Below are 21,541 nucleotides of genomic sequence, written 5' to 3' on the forward strand. Positions count from 1 at the left end.
GCGCAGGTCACCGGCCGAGGCGGGTCGCGCGGACCTCCCTCGTTTCGATCAGATCGAGGTGCACTTCGCGGCGCTTGAACCGCCATTCGCCGCCGGTCTTCGCGTAGCGGTCGAGGTAATGCAGGTGCCACACCGCATCGGCGAATCGGCCGTCGCGCGGGCTGACGTGGTGGGCGACGCAGGTAATCCGTCCTCGTGCGCTTGCCGGGCCGTCGCCGGGGTCGAAGACGACGCCGGTGATGCCGTGCGCGGTCAACGGCACCTCTTCCAGCACGGACAAAGCGGCCACGACGCCTTCGGGACCGCGGTGCTCCCGGACCGGGCCGAAGTCGCGTGGCGGATTCGGCAGCGCCAGCACCCCGTCACCGCCGAACAGCCGGGCGACGCCCGCGAAATCCCGCTCGTCCACGCGCGCGGCGTACCGGTGCACGAGATCGTGCAGCGCGGCCCACTCCGCCACGGGGATCACCAGTCCCGCCACGGAACGATCGTGCGGACCGGTCCGGACAGCAGGACCCGCTCGGCTTCAGGATGCGGCGCAGGCTCCTTCTCCCGCTCGGCGATCTCGCGGCTCGCCTCGACCGGATCCTCGTCCAGGTAGAGCAGCCGGACCCGCAGCGAACCCGGCGCGCGGTCCTCTCCGGAGCCGATGTTCAGCGTCGAGTGCCGCTGCCTGCCGAGGAAGGAGAACGTCCAGGCCCCGGCGACGCCCGGGCAGGCCAGCAGCTCGGGAATCCGGGTCCGGTCCTGCCAGGCGAACTGCGCGTGCGCCTCGCCGCCGTGTGGTTCGGCCAGTTCGGTCACGGTGACGTGCAGTCCGCGGTTCGGCCGGAACGGCAGCGCGTCCGCGGACAGCCGGACTCGCGGCGCGACGTACCCGAGTACCGGCGTGAAGAACCCCAGCAACGGCCGCTGCACGCCCGGGATCAGCGGTCCGCGGCCCCATTGGAAGGAGTCCTCGCCGAGCTTCCGCCACTCCGCCACGCTTTGCTCGTACGGCGGGCGGAACCAGTACATCGCGAGGTAGTCGACGCCGGCCAGCTCCGGACTCGCGGTGCCGTCGCCGGTCCGCGCCCAGCGATCGCCGTGCGCGACGCCGGGCAGTCGCAGGTTCTCCGGCAGGTGATCGAGCTGGTGCCACTCGTTGTACTCGCGTTTCCGCGCCGGGTCGGCCAGTGCGACGAAGGAGAAGAACACTCGTTCGGAGAACACCGGGCCGAGCTTATGGACCACGACAGCGCCGCGGCGGCGATCGTCCCGGCGACCGGGACGTGGTTCAGCTCAGCCACCGCTTCGGCGGCGGGTAGACGTACCGCGCGATGGTCGTGCTCACCCAGCCGATGCAGAAACCGCCGAACACCGGCAGCACGACCCGCACTTCGTGTCCGCCGCGGAGCAGTCCGGCGAGCAGGAAGACGAGCCCCCACGCGACGAGCAGCCCGGCGCTGTAGGTCCAGTAGTTCCTCCGCACGACAAACCTCCCGACGCTCTCCTTCGCCAGTGTTCCCCGCACAGCTCTCGATTGCAGGTTCACTGGGAGATTTTCGGAATTCGGGGACACAAAACGGTCTTTTGCGGCCTTTCAGCGGGAAACCGATAGCTTTGAAATGCGGCTATGCTCAATTCCGTGGCGCCGACCAAAACTGTGCCTCCTGGCCGCGGCCTCCGCGCGGGACTGCTGCTCGCGCTCCTTCTCGGCGCCGCGGGCTGCTCGTCCGCGCCGCCGCCTCCGCCGCGCCTGTCGCCGCCGCTCCCCGACGCCCCGCTCGACCTGACGCGGTTCACGGCCAAACCCTGCGACCTGATGACCCACGACCAGTTGGTCATGTTCTTCGTCAACAACCAGGGAACGGCCGCTCCAGCCGCCGGGAAAACCGCTTGCACCTGGATCCCCCACGACACGAAGGCATTGACCTACATCGCTTCCGTCGACACCGCCTCCGGCGGGCTGGAAGCCCTCTACCGCCGCCGGGCCACCGTCCCGGGCTTCGCGCCGGTCTTCGTGCACAGCTATCCGGGCATCCACCGGGACGACCGCGACGGCCAGTGCACCGTCGAAACCGGCGTCGCCGACGACACGCTGCTCAACGTCACCGTCGCGGCGACCGACCCGAAACTCGACGCCTACAGCGATCCCTGTTACGAGGCCGACCGTTTCGCCGGAATCATGATCGCCTATCAAGCCAACCGCGCGCCCTGACCGGTTCAGGCCAGCACGCAATCCCCGCATTTCGGTCCGTCGCGATCCGGTGTCGCCCGATAAAACAGGCAGCAGCTGCGACGGCGGAATCGACCGTTTTCCCGAGTCGCGGTACCGGCCAGCTCCGGCAATTCCTCCAGTGCGGCGACAATTCCGGAAACCCGGTCAGTCCACTCTGGACGTTCAGATCGCAGCACCGTCACCGCCCCGTTGAGCGCCGACGCCACGTTCCCTCGCCGGACGTTCCGCGCCAGCGAGAACTGCGCCATCGCCTCGTCCAGCCGAGCCAACGGCCCGCGCAAGACCCGTGCAGCGAACGCACTGACCACATCGGACTCAACCGGCTCGCTTTCCCCTAGGGACAACGGGAACGCTCCACCGAGCTTCGGCTGCCACCACGCCGTCGAGTAATCCGGCACCGCTCCCGCACCGACGGCAAGACCCAGTGCGGGCGAGATGATCCGAGCCGCCAGCCCGAGATGCGCGATCGACGCCGCGACCCGCGGTTCCACGAAATCGCCGCCGAGCACGGCCCGGTTCTGCGCGATTCGTTCGCGCAGCACCGGGCCGTCGTCCAGGACTTCGGCGAAAGGACGCCACGGCTGGGCCGGTTCGGCCGCCGAATGCGTGTCGACGGCGAAGAACGGGCCCAGTCCGGTCAGCGGGTTCACGCCTCGACGGTAACCGCGCGCCCGCGGTCCAGCACGCGTTCGGCGAGCGGGCCGAACACGAGCGCGATGGTCCCCCACAGGACGACCTGCGCCAGCACCGAGTAAAGCCGGAACGCGACGAGCGTGTCGGCGGGGAAGCCGGGGTACACGATCTGGCCGTCGGGACCCTTGAGCGGCAGCGGGGTTTCGCTGGTCTGCGGGCCATACTCGGCGACGTTGGAGGCCAACGACCCGAGCGACGGCAGCAGTGCCATCAGCAGCGCGCACAGCACCACGAACCCGGCGCCCGCGACAAGCGTCGCGTTCCAGTTGCCCAGCTTCGGAGCGAGCCGCTTGCCCGCGACGACGGCCGCGACCAGGAAGAGCACCGACGCGACGACCATCGTCAGGTACAGCCCGGTGCGCGCGCCGATGGTCGCCTCGTGCCCGATCGCCGGCGGGTTGGCCGGGTATTTCAGGAACGGCACGAGGTACAGCGACAGGAATCCGGCCCCGGCCACGAGCACCGCCAGCACCCGCGCGCGGATCCGGCCGACGCGGCCCAGCAGCACGGTGTAGGTCACCGCGAACAGCAGGCCCATGGCGACTCCGAAGAGCACCATGCCGAGCCCGATGCCGAGGTTGCCCTGCACGGCACGGCTGAAAATCTCGTGGCCCTCGTGCTCGCTCGGCATCCCGGCGGCCTTGTCGAGCGCCATCTGCGCCTCGTCGCGGCCGGATTCGTAGTCGATCGCCGCCTGGGTCAGCGGTTCGGCGAAGACCCGGGCGAAGACGAACGCCAGCACTCCGCCCAGCGCTCCGGCGAGGAGGCCGCGCAGAATCAGCTTGTTCTGCATTGTTCGGTTGTCCGTTCCGGGCGCGTCAGTGGCAGGGGAAGCCGAGGAAGTGCCGCGCGTCGTGGACGAACTCGTGCACGTGGGTGTCGCTGCCGAAGATCGAGACCGCGCCCTGGTCGACGCCGATGAAGTAGTACAGCAGCAGCGCGCCGGCGATGGTGGCGCCGAGCAGCAAAGCGGCTTTCGACACGGGCAAGACGACCGGGGTGGACCGGTCGGCCGGAATGGTGGCCATGGCTCTCCTTCGGGATGACGCGTCCCTTGCGGGTGGACCTGACGACGGCTCCTCGACCTGACTCGCCCGGGATGGGCACACAGTGGCGCGACCGTGCCGGAATCTCACCGGCTTCGGGAAGCCGTCGCGCGAGCAGCACGGTACGGCGGTGTCCGGCCGGTCGTCAATCGCCCGAGGGTCCGGGGTGTCCGCTATCGCCTGGTTTGCGCAGCCAGTGTGCGCGGGGTCGCACCGAACGGAGCAAGGCCGCTCACGCGGGGTCGCGGTAGAAGGCCAGGTGTTCCGGGCAGAGGTAGAGCGTGAGACCCTCCGGCGTGTCGTAGCGGGACAGGCCGCCCCATTCCTCGTCCGGGTCGAGTTTGCCGAGCATCGCCTTGAGCGCGCGGAAGTCGGCGTCGGTCTTCGCGTGCGACTCCGGCAGGTCGTCCTCCGGCCGCTCCGCGCCTGGCAGGACGCGCTCGCGGTGCAGTTCCTTCGGCAGTTGCGCGGCCAGTTCCTTCATCAGGTCGCAGTCGGATTTCAGCTGGTCGTTGAGCACGCCCGCGGCCACCCCGAGCACCGGTCCGGCCAGCGGCGCGGCGTGTTTCAGCACCCGGATGAGGTGCTCCAGGTACGGCCCGAGCTTGACGAACCACTCGCGCGGCTGCGCCACCGAGTACACGCCCTTGTCGCCGTCCAGCCGATGCCAGGCACCGGGTTCCTCGCAGTAGAGGTGGATCTCGTACGGCGAGCCGGTGATCCGCCGCCGCCCGGCCGGGACGACCGCGAACACGCTGGGGCAGCGCGCTTCCTGCTGCTGCTGAGCGAGCCGCTGCAGGCGCAGGAACATCCGCTGGTGGTAGTCGCTCTGCTCCTCCAGCCGCTCGCCGAACTGCTCCACGGTCCGCGTCAGCCGCTCCATGGACGCGCGCGTCGAGTCCCGCTCCGCCGGGGCGAGGCCGAACAGCAGTTCCGGCACCGAAACCTGCTCGCCAGAGCGGTGGCATTCGATCTCGTGCCTCGGCGGCGTGCGCTCCAGCCGGGCGCGGAGGTTCTCGTAGTCGAACAGCTCCGGGCACTCCGGCTCGCACCGGCACGGCACGCGGCGCGTGATGTCCAGGCCGGGGAACCGTTCCAGGGTCAGGTTGAGGCCCTCGTCGAGCACCATGAAGAACCCGACCGGCGAGGGCCCGCGCACGGTCAGCTCGACGGTGTTGTGCTGCCGGTCCGCGCTGACCAGCGCGAGGTGGCGGCCGTCGCGGTGCCCGAGCAGCGCTCCGGTGCGCCAGTGCACATTGCGGCTGAACCGGTGCGACCGCGCGATGAACCAGGTCGGAATGCCCGGCGGCATCGTGTTGAGCTGATAGATGACCTTGATCTGCCGCGCGTTCTCCCGCGCGGCCGCCCACTGCCCCTCGTACTCCGGCGGATTCCACTGCAGCCGCTCGACGACCAGGCTCAGGTCTCCCCCGCCGTTCGACTCGACCCGGTAGGACAGATCGTATTTGTCCATCATCCCGAGGAAATGATCGCGGATCCCCTTGTCGAGATCGTGCCAGAGCGCGGTCAGGTGTTCTCTCGTGAGCAGCCCGTGCTTTTCGGCGACCTCGTCGCTGTCCAGCACGCGGCTGATGTAGTCGTTGACCCACGAAGGCCGCAGCACGACCGTGTCCTGCAGTTCGGGATCCTCCGGGTAGTAGAGAATGTCGCCGAGCTCGTGCAGCGCCCGCGCGATGAACCGGCTCGGCTCCGCGCCGGTGACGCCCGCTTCAGCGATGATCTGCCACATCCGGCTGACCGTGATGTGGTTCTCCGGCACCGCCCGCACCGCGTCCGCGGCCTTCAGCCAGGAGGTCGGCCATTCCGAACCCATGAGCGGCAGGTCCGCCGCGTGCTGCGCGAGCAGGTCGCGGAGTTCACTTATGCCGTCCCTGGCCGCGTTGTCCACGTGCACGCTCGCGACGATTCTCGGGTATTTCGCCCGCAATTCGGCGAGCGGAAGATCGACCGGACGTCCGTGAATGTGCGTGGCCACGAGAACGATCGGCGATTCCGGCGCGCGGGCGGTGATGATGTCGAGCCAGTAATGCAGTTTGCCCTGTTCCCAGCCGAGTCGCGAATTCCACAGCAGGACGAACAGGGAGCGGTTGGTGAGGAAGAACTGGTGCGTGGCGTGGTAGATCTGCTGGCCGCCGAAATCCCAGGTGCTCAAGCGCATCCGCAGGTCGAAGTCCGGGTGGCGGAGCGGAAGGTCGCGGACGAGCAGGCCGTGGGTGGAGGGCTCTTCCGGGTCGTGCGGGTCTTCGGCCAGCGCGCGGACGAGCGAGGTCTTTCCTACCCCGCCTTCGCCGACGACGAGGAGTTTGGACACCCATTGGGCGGTGCTGCCGCGTTCCCGTTCGCGGAGGAATTCGAGAACGGATTCGGACCCGCTGGCGGTGATTTCCGGGGGCGGGCTGATGAAAGGGTTGCCGGAGACGCTGAGGGTGGTGAGCCTGGGCAGTTCGGCGAGGGCGGCGGGGAGACTGTAGAGCTCGTTGTCGGAGAGGAGGAGGGTGTCCAGGCGTTCCAGGCGTGGGAAGTTTTCCGGGAGGTACGAGAGTTCATTGCCGCGGACATCCAGGCTGCGGAGACCCGCGACGTTCCCCAGGGACTCCGGGAGCCTCGTGAGCATGTTCTCCGCCAGAGACAACGTGCTCAGGTTCACGAGCTTGCCGAAGTGATCCGGGAGGGTTCGCAGGTGGTTGACCGACAGGTCGAGGGTTTCAAGGCTGACCAGGTCAGTCAGGCTTTCCGGCAGGTCCGCGAGGTCGTTCCGGCCTGCTCGCAGCCACCTGAGCTTGGCCAGAGCGCCGATGCTCGCCGGAAGCTCGCCGAGCTGATTGCCGTCCAAAGACAGGTTGGTGAGGCCCGCGAAGCCGGTCAGCCACTCGGGAATCGAAGAAAGCTCGTTGTTGCTGAGTCCGAGAACCCTCAGGCTGGTGAGCTGCGCCAGCGTTTCCGGCGTCTCGCTGAGCGAGCATCGAGCCAGGTGCAGAGTACGGAGCCCGGCGAGCCAGCTGAAGTCGAAGGCGGTCACGTCGAGCGAGTTGCCGTCAGCCGACAGGTAGCGCAGTCCGGTCAGTTCAGCCAGCCACGCGGGCAGTTCGGTGATTCCGATGTTGTCGAACTCGAGCATGGCGAGACCGGTCAGTTCGCGCACCACGCCCGGCAGATGGTGCAGCGGATTCGTGCTGATCCACAGCTCGGCCAGCGCCTGGCACGAACCGAGCCACCCCGGCAGCTCCGTCAGCTGGTTGTTCCGTACCGCGATGGACGTCAGATTCTTCAGCTCCGCGAGCTCCGAGGGAAAGACAGCCAGCTCGTTGTCGTCCATGCGCACGTCGGTCAAGCTCGCGAGCTCCGGAAACCAGCCCGGCAGCTTCGCGATCTCGTTGCCGGACACGTCGAGCAGCTCGAGATGGCGCAGGCCTCGCAAGAACTCCGGAATCGTCCTGAGATCGCTGCGATACAGTTCCAGTTTCGTCAGCGCGGTGAGATCTTCCAGCCAAGCAGGCGCCCCGCTGAGCCGGTTGCCCCCGACGAACAGCTCGCGGAGATCGCGGCATTGCCGCACCCAGCTCGGGAGCTCCGCGATTCGATTGCCGCGAACGGAAAGAACGCGGAGACGGACCGACGGACCGGACAGCTCGGCGAGACGGTTGAAGTTCATCCGCAGCTCAGTCAGCTCGGTCAAGCGGTCAAAAGAGGCGGGAAGCTCCGTCAGCTGGTTCGAGGACGCCTGAAGAACTTGCAACGAGGAGAGCTCGCCGAACCACTCGGGCAAGGACTCCAGCCCACAGTTGCCGATGCTCAGCTCAGTCAGCTCAGTCCGGCGCAGCCACGACGGCAGTTCGGCCATCGGCAGGAAGTCGAGGTACAGCGCGGTGAGCTGGGCAAGATCGCCCAGTTGCTCCGGAAGTTCGGCGAAGCGGGTGTTGTCGAGCCGCAGCTGCACCAGGTTCTCCAGCCGGGCGAACCAGCCCGGCAGCTCGCGCAGCGGATTGTTGTGGAGCCAGAGGATGTCGAGCTCGGTCAGCCCGCTCAGCCACCGCGGCAGCTCAGCCAGTCCGCAGCCGCCGATGCCGAGCGTGGTCAGGCCGGTCAGGTCGCCGAGCCATTCGGGAAGTCCGCGCAGGACGTTGCCGCCGAGGTGCAGCCGGCGGAGAGCGGCCAGGCCGCGCAGCGACTCCGGCAGCTCGGCCAGCCGGTTGTCGTTGAGCCACAAGGCTTCCAGCGCGGTCAGCTCGCCGAGCCAGTCCGGGACCTCGGTCAGCTCGTTCTGGTCGGCGTACAGCAGGGTCAGCCCCGTGCAGCCGCGAACCCACCCGGGAATCTTGGCCAGAGCAAGGTCGCTGAGCGTCAGCATCGTCAGACCGGTCAGGTCAGCCAGATGCGCGGGAAGCTCCCGGAGCGGGTTCGACGCCAGATTCAGCCCGCGGAGCCCGGACGGCAGCCGCGGCACGGTGCGCAGCCGGTTCCGCGCGACGTCGAGCACGGTCAGGTTTCCCCGGTCGCCGAGCCAGTCCGGCAGTGCGGTCAGCCGGTTGCCGTCCAGGTCGAGTTCGGCCAGGAGGTCCAGTCCGGCGAGCCATTCCGGGACCTCGGCCAGATGCAGGCGGGCGAGGCCGAGTTCCCGCAGGCCGGTCAGCTCGCCCAGCCAATCCGGCAGCCGTGCCAGCGGATTGTCGTCGAGGAACAGTTCGGCGAGCGGCTGGCCCCGCAGCCAGCGCGGCAGTTCGGTCAGCAGGTTGTCGTGCAGGTACAGCTTCGCCAGGCCGGAGAGCTCGCCGAGCCAGTCCGGGAGCCCTTCGAGCCGGTTGCCGTCCAGGTCGAGCCGGACCAGGTTCGGCAGGCCGCGCACCCACTCCGGGACCTCCGTCAGCCGGCAGGTGCCGAGGTCGAGGGCTTCCAGGCTGGTCATCCCGCCGATCCACTCCGGCGGCGTCAGCCGGTTCACCGAGACGCACAGTTCGGTCAGGTCGAGCCCGGCCAGCGCCCGCGGCAGGGCAGCGAGCCGGTTCCGGTCGACTTCCAGGCTCCGCAGGCTCCCCATCTCGCCGAGCCGCTCCGGCAGCTGGGCGAGGCGGTTCCGGCGTGCGTTCAGCTCCCGCAGCGGCAGCTCCGCCAACCACTCCGGCAGCTCCCGCAGGAAGTTGTCCTCCAGAACCAGCTTCTCCAGACCGTCCAGCTCCGCGACCCGGACCGGCACCTCCGTCAGGTGCAGCCCGCGCAGATCCAGCGTCGTCTCCCCGGCGGCGAGCGCGGCGTCGATGCGGCGGTTCGCTTCCTCGGTCCCCATGGGGGCAAGTCAATCAGGTTCGCGCGCGAGGCGTTGCGCGGCGAGCGGGAAAGCTATACCGTGCCTGAACTAGAACAGGTTACAGTTTCGGCGGGGCGCGGGACGAGGAGCGGACATGGCAGCCAGGGTGGCCCGGAGCAGCGAAGCCGACTACGTGGTCGTCGGGTCGGGCAGCTCGGGGGCTGCCGTCGCCGGGCGGCTCGCGGAGTCCGGGGCCAGCGTGATCGTGCTCGAAGCGGGCAAGAGCGACGAGCAGCTGCTGCTGCGCAAGCCGGGACTCGTGGCCCCGTTGCACGCGGTGCCGCAGCTGAAGAAAATGAGCGACTGGGGCTTCTACTCAGTACCGCAGAAACATGTTCTCGATCGGCGCATGCCGGTGCCGCGGGGGAAGGTGCTCGGCGGCTCCAGTTCGGTCAACGGGATGGTCTACGTCCGCGGCAACCGGGCGAATTTCGACTCCTGGGCGGCCGAGGGCAACACCGGCTGGGACGCCGACAGCGTCAACGCCGCGTACAAGCGCATGGAGGACTTCGAGGACGGCGAGAACGCCTTCCGCGGCGCGGGCGGGCCGATCAAGATCACCCGCAACAAGATCCCGCAGGAAGGCACGCTGCAGTTCCTCGACGCGACGGCCGACGCGATCGGCTGCGACATCATCGACGACTACAACGGGCAGTCGCAGGAGGGCGTCAGCCGGATGCAGCAGAACGCTGCCGACGGCCTCCGCTACAGCGCCTCGCGCGGCTACCTGCACCACCTCGCGCCCCGGACGCTCGAGATCCAGTCCCGTGTGTTCGTGCGGAAAGTGGTGATCGAGAACGGCCGCGCGACCGGCGTCGAGGTGACCGACGCCAACGGCAAGCGCCGCACGGTCCGGGCGGGCAAGGAGGTCATCCTCGCCGCCGGGTTCGTCGGGTCGCCGCAGCTGCTGATGCTGTCCGGGATCGGGCACGCCGAGCACCTGAAGGAGCACGGCATCGACGTGCTCGCCGATCTGCCGGTCGGCGACAACCTGCACGACCACATGTTCCACGCGCTGACGTTCCAGGTCTCGTCGTGCAAGAACAAGGGCACCGCCCCGTATTTCGCCCGCGGGATGGCCCGCGAACTGCTCAAGCCGGGCTCGACGTTCCTGGCGAACTCGGTGTTCGAGGCGCTCGCGTTCCTCAAGACGTCGCAGGCCGCGGACGTTCCGGACCTGCAGCTGCACCTGCTGCCGTGGGCGTACGTGTCGCCGAACCAGGACGCGCCGATCCGGCATCCGGTCGACAAGCGGCCTGCGCTGACCGTGCTCACCACGCTGATCTACCCGAAGAGCCGCGGCACGATCCGGCTCGCCTCGGCCGATCCGTCCGCTGCGCCGCTCATCGACCCGCAGTACCTTTCCGACCCGTCCGACCTCGAAGTGCTCGGCGAGGGATCCGAGATGGTGCGGGAGATCTTCGCGTCGAAGGCGTTCAAGGGCTCGATCAACGAGGAGATCCACCCGGGCAAGCACCTACGCGGCCAGGAACTGCGCGACGCGATCCTCAACCGCGCGACGTCGGTCTACCACGGCGTCGGCACCTGCCGGATGGGCGTGGACGACCTCGCCGTCGTCGGGCCCGACCTCAAGGTGCGCGGAGTGGACGGGCTGCGGGTCTGCGACGCCTCGATCATGCCGTCGATCACCGGCGGCAACACCAACGCGCCCTGCATCATGATCGGCGAAATGGGCGCGCAGCTGGTCCTTTCCGGCAACTGACGGGAGCGCGAGACCCATGACCCTCACCCCGGTCCGGCCCACCCGCCCGGCCTCGGCGACCGACGACTTCCTCCGCGGGCTCGTCGCGCGCGTGCCGGGCTCGGGCGGCGCGGTGTGGCCGCTCACCGAGGTCTACACCGGCGACGTCCTGGTGGACCTGCCGCAATCGACCCCATCAGACATCGAGCAGGCGTTCGCCACCGCGCGGACGGCGCAGGCGAAATGGGCCGCGACGCCGCTCAAACAGCGGCTCGCGGTGTTCCGGCGGGCGCATTCGCTGTTCATCGACCGCGCACGGACGATCGCCGACCTGATCCAGGTCGAAAGCGGCAAGAACCGGCGGATGGCGATCGAGGAAACGTGCGATCCGCCGATGATCATGAGCCACTATCTGCGCCGCGCGCCGAAACTGCTGGCCCCGACGCGGCGCGGCGGACCGGTGCCTCTCGTGTCTTCCTCGACCGAGATCCGGGTTCCCAAAGGCGTGGTCGGGATCATCGCGCCGTGGAATTTCCCTTTCGCCACCGGCATTTCCGACGCCATTCCGGCCTTGCTGGCGGGTAACGCGGTGGTGTTGAAGCCGGACAACAAAACCGCGCTGTCACCGCTGTACGGCGTGCGACTGCTCGAAGAAGCCGGGTTGCCGCAGGGCCTGTTCCAGGTCGTGTGCGGCGAGGGTCCGGATGTCGGTCCGACGCTGATCGACCAGGCGAACTACGTGATGTTCACCGGCTCCACCGCCACCGGGAAGGTGATCGGCGAGCAGGCCGGGCGGAACCTGATCGGCTGCTGCCTCGAACTCGGCGGCAAGAACCCGATGATCGTCCTCCCGGACGCCGATTTCGCCGACGTGGTTCCGGGCGCGGTGTTCGGCGCGTTCGGCAACACCGGGCAGATCTGCATGCACATCGAGCGGATCTACCTGCCGGAATCGCGCTACGAGGAATTCAAGGAAGCCTTTGCGGCCAAGGCTTCCTCGCTGGATGTGCGAGCGGCTTACGACTTCGGGCCGGAAATGGGCTCACTGGTTTCGGTGGACCACATGAACCGGGTCAAGTCCCATGTGGACGATGCGGTCGAGAAGGGAGCCACCGTCTTGTGCGGCGGCCGCCCCCGGCCGGATCTGGGCCCGGCGTTCTTCGAGCCGACCATCCTGGAAGGCGTCACGAAGGACATGCTGTGCGGGGTCACCGAAACGTTCGGCCCGGTGGTCGCCTTGCACCGGTACCGGACGGTGGACGAGGCCGTCGAATTGGCCAACGACACCGATTACGGGCTGAACGCTTCGGTGTGGGGCAAGGACATTCGCGCGGCTTCCGCGGTGGCGGCCCGGCTGGAGACGGGCAACGTCAACGTGAACGACAGCCTCGCGACGGCGTACGCTGCCAAGGGGACTCCGTCCGGCGGCGTGAAAACGTCCGGTGTGGGTGCCCGGCACGGCGATCAAGGGCTGTTGAAGTACACCGACGTGCAGAACCTGGCGGTGCTGAAGAAGCCGGTGATGAGCCCGCGGCCGGGACAGAAGTACGAGAAGTACGTGGAAGGAATGCTGTCCGGGCTGAAGATGATGCGGCGGCTCAGGATCCGGTAGTGTCCGCAATGGACTGACGCACCACCTGGACCACCTTGCCCTCCGCTTCGGTCAAACCGCTGAGCCGGGAGCGGCGCGTCAACAGCCCGCCTAGGACCAGTTCGACCAGTTGCGCGCCCACCTGCTCCGCGGACACCGGACCGGACGGGTCGAACCACGTCCACGCCCATTGCGCCGAGCCGAAGATCAGCAGGCTCTGCACCTCGACGTCGCACGGACGGAACTCCCCCGACGCGACCCCTTCGGACAACGTCGCGCGCACCAAGTCCAGGTATTCCGCGCGCATCCGGCGGCCCTCGGCCATCGCTTCGTGGTCGGCGAGCCGGACGACCTCGCGCTGGAACGCGACGGTCGCCTCCCGGTCCACCACCTGGTACAGCACGAACGCGTACAGCAGCCCGGCCAGCCGCCGGGTCGGCGTCGCGAGCCGCTCGCGGATCAGCGCGGCCTCGGCGAGCCTGCGGCGCATGTACGACTCGTGCAGCGCGGCGAGCAGCCGGTCCTTCGTGCCGAAGTGGTGCACGATGGTGCCCTTCGACAGCCCCAGCTCGCCGGCGATGTCGGAGAAGTTCGTGGCGTCGTACCCGCGTTCGGCGACATAGCGGGTGAACGTCGCGAGGATGTCCCCGGCGCGGCCTTTGGGTGGCATCGGCCCACTGTAGCCGAAGTTTGACCACTGACCGTCCGTACGGTTACCTTCGTCGTGGTCCCCGGCGACGAAGGAGTCTCGGCATGGCAGCGAGCTTGGCGCAGTGGATTGCCCGGCGCGGCACCGTCACCCCCGAGTCGGTCGCGCTCGTGGCCGCCGAGACCGGCGAACGGATCACGTACGCCGAACTCGAACAGCGAGTCGCACGGCGGGCCGCGGCGCTGCGCGAACTGGGCGTGCGCAAAGGCGACCGGGTTGCCTTGCTGGGCTTGAATTCCACCGGCTACCTCGAAACGCTCTTCGCGGTCGCCTGGCTCGGCGCGATCACGCTGCCGATCAACTTCCGGCTCGCAGCGACCGAAATCGAGTACCTCCTCGACGACGCGCGGCCCGTGGTCGTGGTGCACGACGACACCTTCGCCGCACTCGCTCAAGAAGCGTCCGGCGGCCGGGCGCTCGTCCACAGCAACGACCTCTTCACCGAAGATCGTGTCGAACCCGAACCGACCGGGCCGGACGAGGTCGCGGTGCTGATGTACACCTCCGGCACCACCGGCCGCCCCAAAGGCGCCATGCTCACACACGGCAACCTGGAGGCGAACGCGATCAACGTGCTCACCTCCGGCGAAGGCATCCTCCCGTCGGACATCACGCTGACGGTGGCCCCGCTTTTCCACATCGGCGGGCTGGCGCTGTTCACCCTGCCGTTGCTGTACGCGGGCGGCACCGTGGTGGTCGCGGGCAAGTTCGATCCACAAGAGACACTCGCGCTGCTCCAGCGGGAGAAGGTCACCGTCCACTTCATGGTGCCCGCGATGTGGGCGGCGATGACGCAGGTCCCGGATTTCGACTCCTACGACCTTTCGCGGCTGCGATATCTGCTGTGCGGCGGCGCACCGTGCCCGCTGCCGGTGATCGAGTTCTACGAGGGCAAGGGGCTGACCTTTGTCGAGGGTTTCGGGATGACCGAACTCTCCCCCGCCGCGCTGGTGCTGGAATCGGCGTTCGTGCGCTCGCACGCCGGATCCGTCGGACGGCCCTTCCTGCACGTCGAGGCGCGGATCGTGGACGAACGCGACGACGACGTGCCCACCGGAACGGTCGGCGAACTGGTGCTGCGCGGCCCGAACGTCTTCGCCGGCTACTGGGGTCTGCCCGAAGCGAGCGCCGAAACCCTGCGCGGCGGCTGGTTCCACTCCGGCGACCTGGCCCGCTGCGACGCCGACGGTTTCGTGACCTTGGTGGACCGCAAGAAAGACATGATCATTTCCGGCGGCGAGAACGTCTATCCGATCGAGGTCGAGCAGGTGCTGCACCGGCATCCGGACATCGCCGACGTCGCGGTGATCGGCGCGCCGGATCCGCAGTGGGGCGAAACCGTGGTCGCCGTTGTCGTGCCCGCCGACGATTCGCTCGACGGGGACGCGGTGATCGCTTATTGCCGGGAACGGATCGCCGCTTTCAAATGCCCCCGCCGGGTCGAGGTGGTGGACGAGCTTCCGCGCAATGCCACCGGGAAGCTGCTCAAGCGCGAACTTCGGGCCCGGTACTCCGGCTCCGCCGCTTCCGTCTCCCGTTAAGTCCGTGAAGGGATCAGACGAACCGCCACAGGTGGTCCGGCGTCCCGTTGTCGTCCCACTGGGTCACCTGCGCACCGTCCGCAGTGGATTGTTGATCCACCGCCATGACCTTGCCGCTGCGGACATTCACCAGCTTCCACCAGCCGCCGCCAGCGTCCACGATGCGCCACAGATGATCCGGTGTTCCGTTGTCCTGGAACTGCTGCACGTGCGCGCCGTTGTCCAGGCTCTGGTCGTGCACCGCTAACACCTTTCCGCTGTTGCGGTTCATGATCCGGACAGTCCCGTCGCCGCTGTCGACGACTGTCCACACGTGATCGACCGTGCCGTTGTCCTGCCATTGCGTCACGTCGGCAGTGTCCGAAAGCGACATGTCCTGAACCGCCAGCAGTTTCCCGGATCGCTGGTTCTGGATTCGCCGCCACGAAGTCGTCGAGGCGGCCGGGCGCGGCAGCAAGGCCAGGTACCCAGCGGCGACCGGGCGTGCTTGGAAGCCGGATTCCCGGGCGTCGGCGACGAAGTACCAGTCCGAGAACGGGACCCGCGAACCAGTCGTATCGGCGAAGCTGTAGACGCCTTCGATGAGCGTCGTGGAGATGCCGGTGTGGTCGGCCAGCCAGGCGGCCGTCCACAGTTCCCAGTCGGCTTTCGTGTAGTCGTGACGGAGATCCAGCGGGACGCCGTGCGCGCCTCGTTTGCCTTGATACCACGCGGCTTCCCGCGCGGCGGTCCCGAGCGGAACCAGGTCGAGGCCCAGCAACCGGTCCGCGAAACCGTTGTACTTCAGGCTCCAGGTGCCCGGCTGGTCATATGCCATGCGGAGGTGCGAGCCGTCGTTGGCCAAGGTCGTCCATTGGCTGATGTACGACCGTGAGATCGACCGGTACCGCAGAGCATCGGCGGAATTTCCCGTGACATCGGCGAGAACGCCCATCGCGCCGACGCCGATGATGCCCTTCAAGGCGAGGTTGGCGCTGTGCGCGATCCAGCCGGTGAAGTCGTCGGTCTGGTTCTGATTGCCGGGATCGAGGGTGTTGCCGACCAGGTATTCGGCCCATTGCCGCAGGATCCGGTAATGCGCGCTGGCGAACGCTTTCGCCGCCGCGGGATCCAGGCGCTGCACGACCGCGGCGGACATGATGAGCATGTTGGCCGATTCCTCGACCGGCATGCTCTCTTCGTTGCCGTCGTTGTGCCCGGCCGCGTTCGGATAGGACGCGCCGATGTCGTGTTCCGAGAACGTCTTCGGCCAGCCGCCGTGCTCCGCGTAGTCCAGCACCGGTTCCAGCAGCAGCCGCACGAACTCCGGCGAGAGATGGAGATAGCCGGGCAGTGCCGGATAGATGACGTCCACTGTGGACACGTTGCCGCTGGACGAGATCTCCTTCAGGAATGCCCACGGCGAGCCGTTCCGGTCGACCAGTTCGGTACCGCCGAACGCCTGGCGCAGCGCGAGCGCGCAAATCGCCGCGTAGTGGCCGCCCGTGCTGCCGCCGCCGGCCGCGGCGGATGCTTCGCTGTCGATCCGCTGGTCCAGTGCGATGCCCGCGGCGAGCGCGGCCGGGTAGTCGGCGTGGAACCACGCGACCATGTCCGGCCACGACGACCAGTAGTGCGTCCACCAGGGCGCCAGCTGCGCGCCGAGGTAGCTGACCGCGGGCGTGCGGACGTGCCCGATCGCCACCACCAGCGGATCGGCCGCCTCGCCCGGCTGGATCGTGCCCAGGTCTTTCGCGAACGCGAGGACGGGCCAGCGGTCGTTGATCGCCCGCGGCTGGTCCGCATCGCTGGTCCCGGGCAGCGCTCCCCCGTTCGCCGACGTCGCGCGCACGACCGTGTCCTGCCCGATCTGCCAGGTCACCCCCGCCGAAGGCGCCGCGAGGACCAGTGAGCCCCAGCGCGGCTGGTCGTGCCCGTCCTCGGCGAGCACGGTCGGCGAAGCAGCCTGGACGCTCAGCGAGGTGATGCCGCCGGATTCCTGCCGTTGCCAGCCGACCGGCGTGCCCGAATCCCATTGCAGCCACTCGGCCGACGTGTCGAAATGCAGCGAGACACGGTGCGCCCGTCCGTCGCTGCTCGCGGCGGCGATGGCGACGTAACCGAACGGCACACACTGCCGTTGGAGGTTGCCGGGGTCGACCGGCGAGAAGAAGGTGACGGTGAGGGTCACGCCGCCGCCGGCGAGTTCGTAGATCGAGCGCGTCGCGGTGATCTGCAAGGAGTTCTGCGTCATCGGGGTCAGGCTCGGGCCGGACGGCAGCTGCGGCGCGCCGGCGAACACGTACGCGACACCGTCGATCCGCGCGATTCCGCACAACGCGGTGATGTGCCCGGTCCAGAACGTGGACCAGGCGCCGGGCAGATTGTCCGCGGCTTGCCAGGTCGAGAGGTACGGCGAGCGCACGACGAGCGGCGTCGCCGGCGGGCGCAGCGGGTTCAGCGTTCCCGCCGGAGCTGCCGAGGCAGTGGACTGGACCAGGTCCGGGAGCCACCGGAGCGCGACCGCCGCGGCCGCGCCGGCACCCGCCCGGCGCAGGACGTCGCGGCGGCTGACTTCGCGGGGAGATTCCGAGGAGGACATCGACAGCTTCTTTCGGTCGGATGCCGGACACGGGAAAGAAGAAACCGAGCGAACTCAGTCTGACACCGCGATACAACGTTGTAAATCTGCCGAAAGGAGGCCTCCCGGGCGCACGTCAGCGCCCTCGGCCCGCATTTGCTTATGTCAGATAACTATGTAACATAGCGACATGCGGGACGACGAGATCGAGCGGTTGCGCACCCAGGTCAAGCTGCTCCAGCGGCGGCTGCGCCGGGAAGGCATGCCGGTCACCGGCCTGACGCTCACCGCCTTCGCCGTCCTCGGCGCGATCGCGCGGTCGCCCGAGACCGCGCAGCCGCGCCTGCTGGCCGAGCAGTTGACGATGAGCAGCCCGAACGTGTCCGCGGCACTGCGCGAACTGGCCGCAGACGACCTCATCGCCCGCACGAAAGATCCGGACGACGCGCGCAAGGTCCGCATCGTCCTGACCGGCCGAGGCCGGGAGGTCGTCGCCCGCAGCCGGCGCGAGCGCGATTCCTGGCTGGGGCGGGCCATCACGGCATTGCTCGACGACGAGGAGCAGCGGGTGCTCCGCGCCGCGGGCGAACTGATGGAGCGCCTGGCCGGTTACGAACCCCCGAACCCCTGACCCCGCAAGGAGATCCCTCATGCCCTTGAGCACCATCGACCCCGCCTGCGCGCTGATCGTCGTCGACCTGCAGAAGGGTCTCGCCGCCCATCCGGAGGTCAAGGAAATCCTCGGCAACGCGGCCGCCCTCGCCGCGGAGTTTCGCGCGCGCGAACTGCCGGTCGTCCTGGTCACCGTCGACGGCGGAGCTCCCGGACGCACGGACCAGCAGCGCCCCGGCGGCGCACCGCGTCCGGCCGATTGGGCCGAAGTCGCTCCCGAACTCGACCGCCAGCCTGGCGACCTCCACGTCACGAAGCAGCGGTGGGGCGCCTTCACCGGCACCGATCTGCACCGGCTGCTGCAAGACCGAGGCGTCACCCAGACCGTGCTCGCCGGGGTCGCGACCAGCATCGGCGTGGAGTCCACCGCCCGTTCCGCCCACGAACACGGCTACCACGTCGTGCTCGCCACCGACGCCATGGCCGACCTCGATCCCGAGGCACACCGGCACAGCATCGAACGGATCTTCCCGCGACTCGGGGAAACAGCCGCCACCGCCGACATCCTCGCCGCGCTGCGCACCCGGAACGACTGACGGACCCGCGGCAGCGCCCGGACGCGGGATTTTCTTTGTGCGAGAAGGAGAAGGGATACTCGGCGCGCGCACCGCGCTGTCCTGACCGCGCGAGTCACCGCCCAGCGGCATACCCTTGCGCACCGCGAGAATTCGCCGCCGCCGACAAAACCCCGGTCTCAGGATCCCTCGCTACCGCGCACAACCGCCCCTCCGACCACGGCTCGCCGACCGTCACGGCGTGGCCCCGGTCTTCCAGCGCGGCAATGACATCCGCCCCGATCCGCGACTCCACCGTCACGCTGCCCGCCGCCATGCCGCGCGGATAGAACGAACTCGGGAAGCTGTCGGTGTGCCAGTTCGGCGCGTCGATCGCGCCCTGCAGATCGAGCCCGCCGCGCACCTTTTCCCGCAGGGCGGTCCCGAGGAAGAAGTGGAAGTTCCACTGGTCCTGCTGGTCGCCGCCGGGGGTGCCGAACGCCATCACCGGGACGCCGTCGCGCAGGGCGAGCGACGGCGACAGCGTGGTGCGCGGCCGTTTCCCGGGGGCGAGCGAGTTCGGCAGGCCCGGGTCGAGCCACGCCATCTGCAGCCGCGTGCCCAGCGGGAAGCCCAGCTCCGGCACCACCGGGTTGGACTGCAGCCAGCCGCCGCTCGGGGTCGCGGCGATCATGTTGCCCCAGCGGTCGACGACGTCGAGGTGGCAGGTGTCGCCGCGGGTCAGGCCGTCCTTCGCGACGGTCGGCTCCCCCGCCCCGATCGCCGACGCGGTGACTCCGCCGCCCGCGACGTAGTGCACGTGCCGGCTCAGCCGGGGCGTGCGTCCCTCGGGACTGCCCGGACGCAGGTCGAAGGACGCGCGCTCGCCGATCAGCTTGCGCCGGGCCTCGGTGTACTCCGGGGAAAGCAGCGCTTCGATGGACACTTCCGTGCTGTCGCCGTACCAGGCCTCGCGGTCGGCCATCGCGAGCTTCGTGCCCTCGATGAGCCGGTGGTAGTACTCGGGCGTCGCGTACTCCAGCTCGTCCGGCAGGAGGGCGAGCTGCTGCAAGAAGGACGGACCTTGGCTCCACAGCCCGGCTTTCGCGACAGTCCAGCCGTTCCAGGTGTGGCTGACCGGGTCCTCATACGTCGCGCGGAACGCGGCGATGTCGTCGGCGGTGAGGGTGCCCGCGTGCCGTTCGCCGGAAGAGTCCATGGCCGGCTTCGCGGCGAAGGCGGCGAGTGCTTCGGCGACAAAACCCTCGCGCCACGCCTTCCGCGCCGCCTCGATCTGTGCTTCCCGGTCGCTCCCGGCCGCCTCCGCTTCGGCGATCAATCGCCGCCAGGTTTCGGCGAGCGCGGGATTCTTCAGCAGTCCACCCGGTTTCGGCGCGAGCCCGCCCGGCAGGTACAGCTCCGCCGACGTCGTCCACTCGTTCTCGAACAGCTCGCGGACGGTTTCCACCGTCGCGCCGACGCGCTCGACCGCCGGATGGCCGTCCGCCGCGTAGTGAATGGCGTACTTGAGGACCTCGCGCAGCGGCTTCGTACCGTGGTCGTGCAGCAGGAGCAGCCACGCCTCGACCGCACCGGGCACGGCGGCGGCGAGCGGACCGGTGCCGGGGACGAGGTCCAGGCCGAGCGAGGTGTAGTGCTCGATCGTCGCGCCGGCCGGTGCGGGGCCCTGCCCGCACAGCACCTTGGGCGCGCCGGCCGCCGGGGCGAGGATCATCGGCACTTCGCCGCCCGGACCGTTGAGATGCGGTTCGACGACGTGCAGCACGAACGCGCCGGCGACCGCGGCGTCGTAGGCGTTGCCACCGTCCTCGAGCACCGCCATCGCGGCCGCCGAAGCGAGCCAGTGGGTGGACGACACCATGCCGAAGGTGCCCTGCAACGTCGGGCGCGTCTGGACCATGAGGCCTATCGTCGCGCGCGGGCTGGCAGTACGTCAAAGACATCTGAGGCACCAGTCCGATAGCGTACCGCTATGGAACGCCGCCAGCTGGAGTACTTCGTCGCGATCGCCGAGCACGGCGGGTTCACGCACGCGGCGCGGGCGTTGCGGGTGGCGCAGCCGTCGTTGTCGCGGGCGATCGCGAAGCTCGAACAAGACCTGGGCGTCGAACTGTTCCACCGGGTCGGACGCAACGCGGTGCTGTCGAACGCCGGCGAACTGCTGGCCGAGCGCGCCCGGCTGGTGCTGCGCGACCTCGACGCCCTGCGCGCCGCCGCGCGGCTGGCGGGCGACGGGCCGGCCGGGCGGATCGACGTCGCGGCCACGTCGTCGTCCGCGCTGGAGCCGGTGATCAGCATCGTCGCCGAGATGCGCACGCGGTATCCGGGCGTGCTGGTGAGCACGTCGGCGGCGTTGTCGGCGGCCGAAGTGGTCGCGATGGTCGTGCAGGGCCGGTGCGAGGCCGGGGTGTGCGGGAGCGCGGAACGCCCGGCCGGGCCGGGTCTGATCGCGCATCACCTGCGGGACGAGGAAGTGCTGCTGGTCGCTCCGCCGGGCACGGAGATCGGCTCGGACGGGGCCGTGGAGCGGGCCGAACTCAGCGGCATGCAGTTCGTGGTCACCACGTCGCCTACCGCGGTGCGCGGCTTCTTCGACCGGCTCGCGGCGAGCGTGCCGGGCCTCTCGATCGCGGCCGAAGCGGGCGACCGGAGCGTCGTGCTGCCGATGGTGCTGCGCGGGATCGGCGCGAGCCTGATGCCGGACGGCTGGGCGGACCTCGCCCGCCGGGCCGGCGCGAAGGTGCTGCGGTTCTCGCCGCCGGAGACGCTGCCGCAGTGGCTGATCTACCGGTCCGGGCCGATTACCGCGGCGACTCAGGCGTTTCTGGACATCACGCTCGCCACTGTCCCGCCAGGGGGTTCGCCGGTGCCGAAGAACCCGGCACCCGACGCCGCGATCCGTGAAGGACTCCTTGAAGGAATCTGATTCCCCCAAGGGGCCCTTCACGGACCTCGACGGGAGCGAAAG

At 69.0% G+C, this 21,541-nt stretch carries 17 protein-coding genes; 7 read left to right on the forward strand and 10 right to left on the reverse strand.

Going from position 1 to position 21,541, the window contains the following annotated elements:
- Positions 1 to 7 precede the first annotated feature (7 nt).
- The 3 genes from H4281_RS16200 to H4281_RS16210 all read right to left on the reverse strand — a co-directional run bounded on the left by H4281_RS16200 (position 8) and on the right by H4281_RS16210 (position 1,471).
- Positions 8 to 481 carry a nuclear transport factor 2 family protein gene (locus H4281_RS16200; protein WP_220507300.1) on the reverse strand — a complete coding sequence of 158 codons (474 nt, stop codon included), beginning with the start codon at positions 479 to 481 and terminating at the stop codon, positions 8 to 10.
- Complete coding sequence (locus H4281_RS16205; RefSeq protein WP_182891749.1) at positions 466 to 1,212, reverse strand: hypothetical protein; 747 nt, start codon at positions 1,210 to 1,212, stop codon at positions 466 to 468. Before H4281_RS16205 ends, H4281_RS16200 begins: the two co-directional genes overlap by 16 nt.
- A gap of 64 nt (positions 1,213 to 1,276) precedes the next feature.
- A complete protein-coding gene (locus tag H4281_RS16210; RefSeq protein ID WP_182891750.1) occupies positions 1,277 to 1,471 on the reverse strand; it encodes a hypothetical protein in 195 nt (64 codons plus the stop codon).
- A 156-nt stretch (positions 1,472 to 1,627) separates the two neighbouring features.
- Between H4281_RS16210 and H4281_RS16215 the strand changes: the two genes are divergently transcribed.
- Positions 1,628 to 2,200 (forward strand): DUF3558 family protein, encoded by a 573-nt coding sequence (locus H4281_RS16215; RefSeq protein ID WP_182891751.1) that lies wholly within the window; start codon positions 1,628 to 1,630, stop codon positions 2,198 to 2,200.
- Between the two features lie 5 nt (positions 2,201 to 2,205).
- Here the strand turns inward: H4281_RS16215 and H4281_RS16220 are convergent, their stop codons facing one another.
- From H4281_RS16220 to H4281_RS16235, 4 genes are all read right to left on the reverse strand, one after another.
- Positions 2,206 to 2,871 (reverse strand): (2Fe-2S)-binding protein, encoded by a 666-nt coding sequence (locus H4281_RS16220; protein ID WP_312872125.1) that lies wholly within the window; start codon positions 2,869 to 2,871, stop codon positions 2,206 to 2,208.
- Positions 2,868 to 3,707, reverse strand: coding sequence for a CbtA family protein (locus H4281_RS16225; RefSeq protein WP_182891753.1), 840 nt, complete (start codon positions 3,705 to 3,707; stop codon positions 2,868 to 2,870). Before H4281_RS16225 ends, H4281_RS16220 begins: the two co-directional genes overlap by 4 nt.
- Positions 3,708 to 3,732: 25 nt before the next feature.
- Positions 3,733 to 3,942 (reverse strand): CbtB domain-containing protein, encoded by a 210-nt coding sequence (locus H4281_RS16230; protein ID WP_182891754.1) that lies wholly within the window; start codon positions 3,940 to 3,942, stop codon positions 3,733 to 3,735.
- A gap of 250 nt (positions 3,943 to 4,192) precedes the next feature.
- The gene (locus tag H4281_RS16235; RefSeq protein ID WP_182891755.1) at positions 4,193 to 9,262 is read right to left on the reverse strand and encodes a leucine-rich repeat domain-containing protein; all 5,070 of its coding nucleotides are present in this window, start codon (positions 9,260 to 9,262) and stop codon (positions 4,193 to 4,195) included.
- Positions 9,263 to 9,377: 115 nt separating this feature from the next.
- On the opposite strand from H4281_RS16235, the gene H4281_RS16240 reads away from it, so the two are divergent.
- Complete coding sequence (locus H4281_RS16240) at positions 9,378 to 11,006, forward strand: GMC family oxidoreductase (protein ID WP_182891756.1); 1,629 nt, start codon at positions 9,378 to 9,380, stop codon at positions 11,004 to 11,006.
- Between the two features lie 16 nt (positions 11,007 to 11,022).
- Positions 11,023 to 12,597, forward strand: a complete 1,575-nt coding sequence (locus H4281_RS16245) for a succinic semialdehyde dehydrogenase (protein WP_182891757.1) — start codon at positions 11,023 to 11,025, stop codon at positions 12,595 to 12,597.
- Here H4281_RS16245 and H4281_RS16250 read toward each other — a convergent pair.
- Positions 12,584 to 13,246, reverse strand: a complete 663-nt coding sequence (locus tag H4281_RS16250) for a TetR/AcrR family transcriptional regulator (RefSeq protein WP_182891758.1) — start codon at positions 13,244 to 13,246, stop codon at positions 12,584 to 12,586. The genes H4281_RS16245 and H4281_RS16250 overlap by 14 nt on opposite strands.
- 83 nt (positions 13,247 to 13,329) lie before the next feature.
- Here H4281_RS16250 and H4281_RS16255 point away from each other — a divergent pair, with 83 nt between their 5' ends.
- The gene (locus tag H4281_RS16255) at positions 13,330 to 14,826 is read left to right on the forward strand and encodes an acyl-CoA synthetase (protein WP_182891759.1); all 1,497 of its coding nucleotides are present in this window, start codon (positions 13,330 to 13,332) and stop codon (positions 14,824 to 14,826) included.
- Between the two features lie 13 nt (positions 14,827 to 14,839).
- Here the strand turns inward: H4281_RS16255 and H4281_RS16260 are convergent, their stop codons facing one another.
- Positions 14,840 to 17,407, reverse strand: a complete 2,568-nt coding sequence (locus tag H4281_RS16260; RefSeq protein WP_182891760.1) for a glutaminase domain-containing protein — start codon at positions 17,405 to 17,407, stop codon at positions 14,840 to 14,842.
- A 169-nt stretch (positions 17,408 to 17,576) separates the two neighbouring features.
- Between H4281_RS16260 and H4281_RS16265 the strand changes: the two genes are divergently transcribed.
- Entirely contained in the window at positions 17,577 to 18,017 is a 441-nt protein-coding gene (locus H4281_RS16265) for a MarR family winged helix-turn-helix transcriptional regulator (RefSeq protein ID WP_182891761.1), read from the forward strand.
- Positions 18,018 to 18,036: 19 nt separating this feature from the next.
- Complete coding sequence (locus H4281_RS16270; protein WP_182891762.1) at positions 18,037 to 18,594, forward strand: isochorismatase family protein; 558 nt, start codon at positions 18,037 to 18,039, stop codon at positions 18,592 to 18,594.
- A 94-nt stretch (positions 18,595 to 18,688) separates the two neighbouring features.
- On the opposite strand, the gene H4281_RS16275 is transcribed toward H4281_RS16270, so the two are convergent.
- Positions 18,689 to 20,473, reverse strand: a complete 1,785-nt coding sequence (locus H4281_RS16275; RefSeq protein WP_182891763.1) for a gamma-glutamyltransferase family protein — start codon at positions 20,471 to 20,473, stop codon at positions 18,689 to 18,691.
- 72 nt (positions 20,474 to 20,545) lie between these two features.
- On the opposite strand from H4281_RS16275, the gene H4281_RS16280 reads away from it, so the two are divergent.
- Positions 20,546 to 21,499 (forward strand): LysR family transcriptional regulator, encoded by a 954-nt coding sequence (locus H4281_RS16280; protein WP_246411909.1) that lies wholly within the window; start codon positions 20,546 to 20,548, stop codon positions 21,497 to 21,499.
- Positions 21,500 to 21,541 lie beyond the last annotated feature (42 nt).

Origin of the sequence: Amycolatopsis dendrobii (genome assembly GCF_014145675.1) — a bacterium.
In the GTDB taxonomy this organism is placed as follows: domain Bacteria; phylum Actinomycetota; class Actinomycetes; order Mycobacteriales; family Pseudonocardiaceae; genus Amycolatopsis; species Amycolatopsis dendrobii.

Bases quoted from the DNA above. Each gene is read 5' to 3' on its own strand.
- H4281_RS16225 (WP_182891753.1), bottom strand. From the start codon at position 3,707: ATGCAGAACAAGCTGATTCTGCGCGGCCTCCTCGCCGGAGCGCTGGGC.
- H4281_RS16230 (WP_182891754.1), bottom strand. From the start codon at position 3,942: ATGGCCACCATTCCGGCCGACCGGTCCACCCCGGTCGTCTTGCCCGTG.
- H4281_RS16235 (WP_182891755.1), bottom strand. From the start codon at position 9,262: ATGGGGACCGAGGAAGCGAACCGCCGCATCGACGCCGCGCTCGCCGCC.
- H4281_RS16240 (WP_182891756.1), top strand. From the start codon at position 9,378: ATGGCAGCCAGGGTGGCCCGGAGCAGCGAAGCCGACTACGTGGTCGTC.
- H4281_RS16245 (WP_182891757.1), top strand. From the start codon at position 11,023: ATGACCCTCACCCCGGTCCGGCCCACCCGCCCGGCCTCGGCGACCGAC.
- H4281_RS16250 (WP_182891758.1), bottom strand. From the start codon at position 13,246: ATGCCACCCAAAGGCCGCGCCGGGGACATCCTCGCGACGTTCACCCGC.
- H4281_RS16255 (WP_182891759.1), top strand. From the start codon at position 13,330: ATGGCAGCGAGCTTGGCGCAGTGGATTGCCCGGCGCGGCACCGTCACC.
- H4281_RS16260 (WP_182891760.1), bottom strand. From the start codon at position 17,407: ATGTCCTCCTCGGAATCTCCCCGCGAAGTCAGCCGCCGCGACGTCCTG.
- H4281_RS16265 (WP_182891761.1), top strand. From the start codon at position 17,577: ATGCGGGACGACGAGATCGAGCGGTTGCGCACCCAGGTCAAGCTGCTC.
- H4281_RS16270 (WP_182891762.1), top strand. From the start codon at position 18,037: ATGCCCTTGAGCACCATCGACCCCGCCTGCGCGCTGATCGTCGTCGAC.
- H4281_RS16275 (WP_182891763.1), bottom strand. From the start codon at position 20,473: ATGGTCCAGACGCGCCCGACGTTGCAGGGCACCTTCGGCATGGTGTCG.
- H4281_RS16280 (WP_246411909.1), top strand. From the start codon at position 20,546: ATGGAACGCCGCCAGCTGGAGTACTTCGTCGCGATCGCCGAGCACGGC.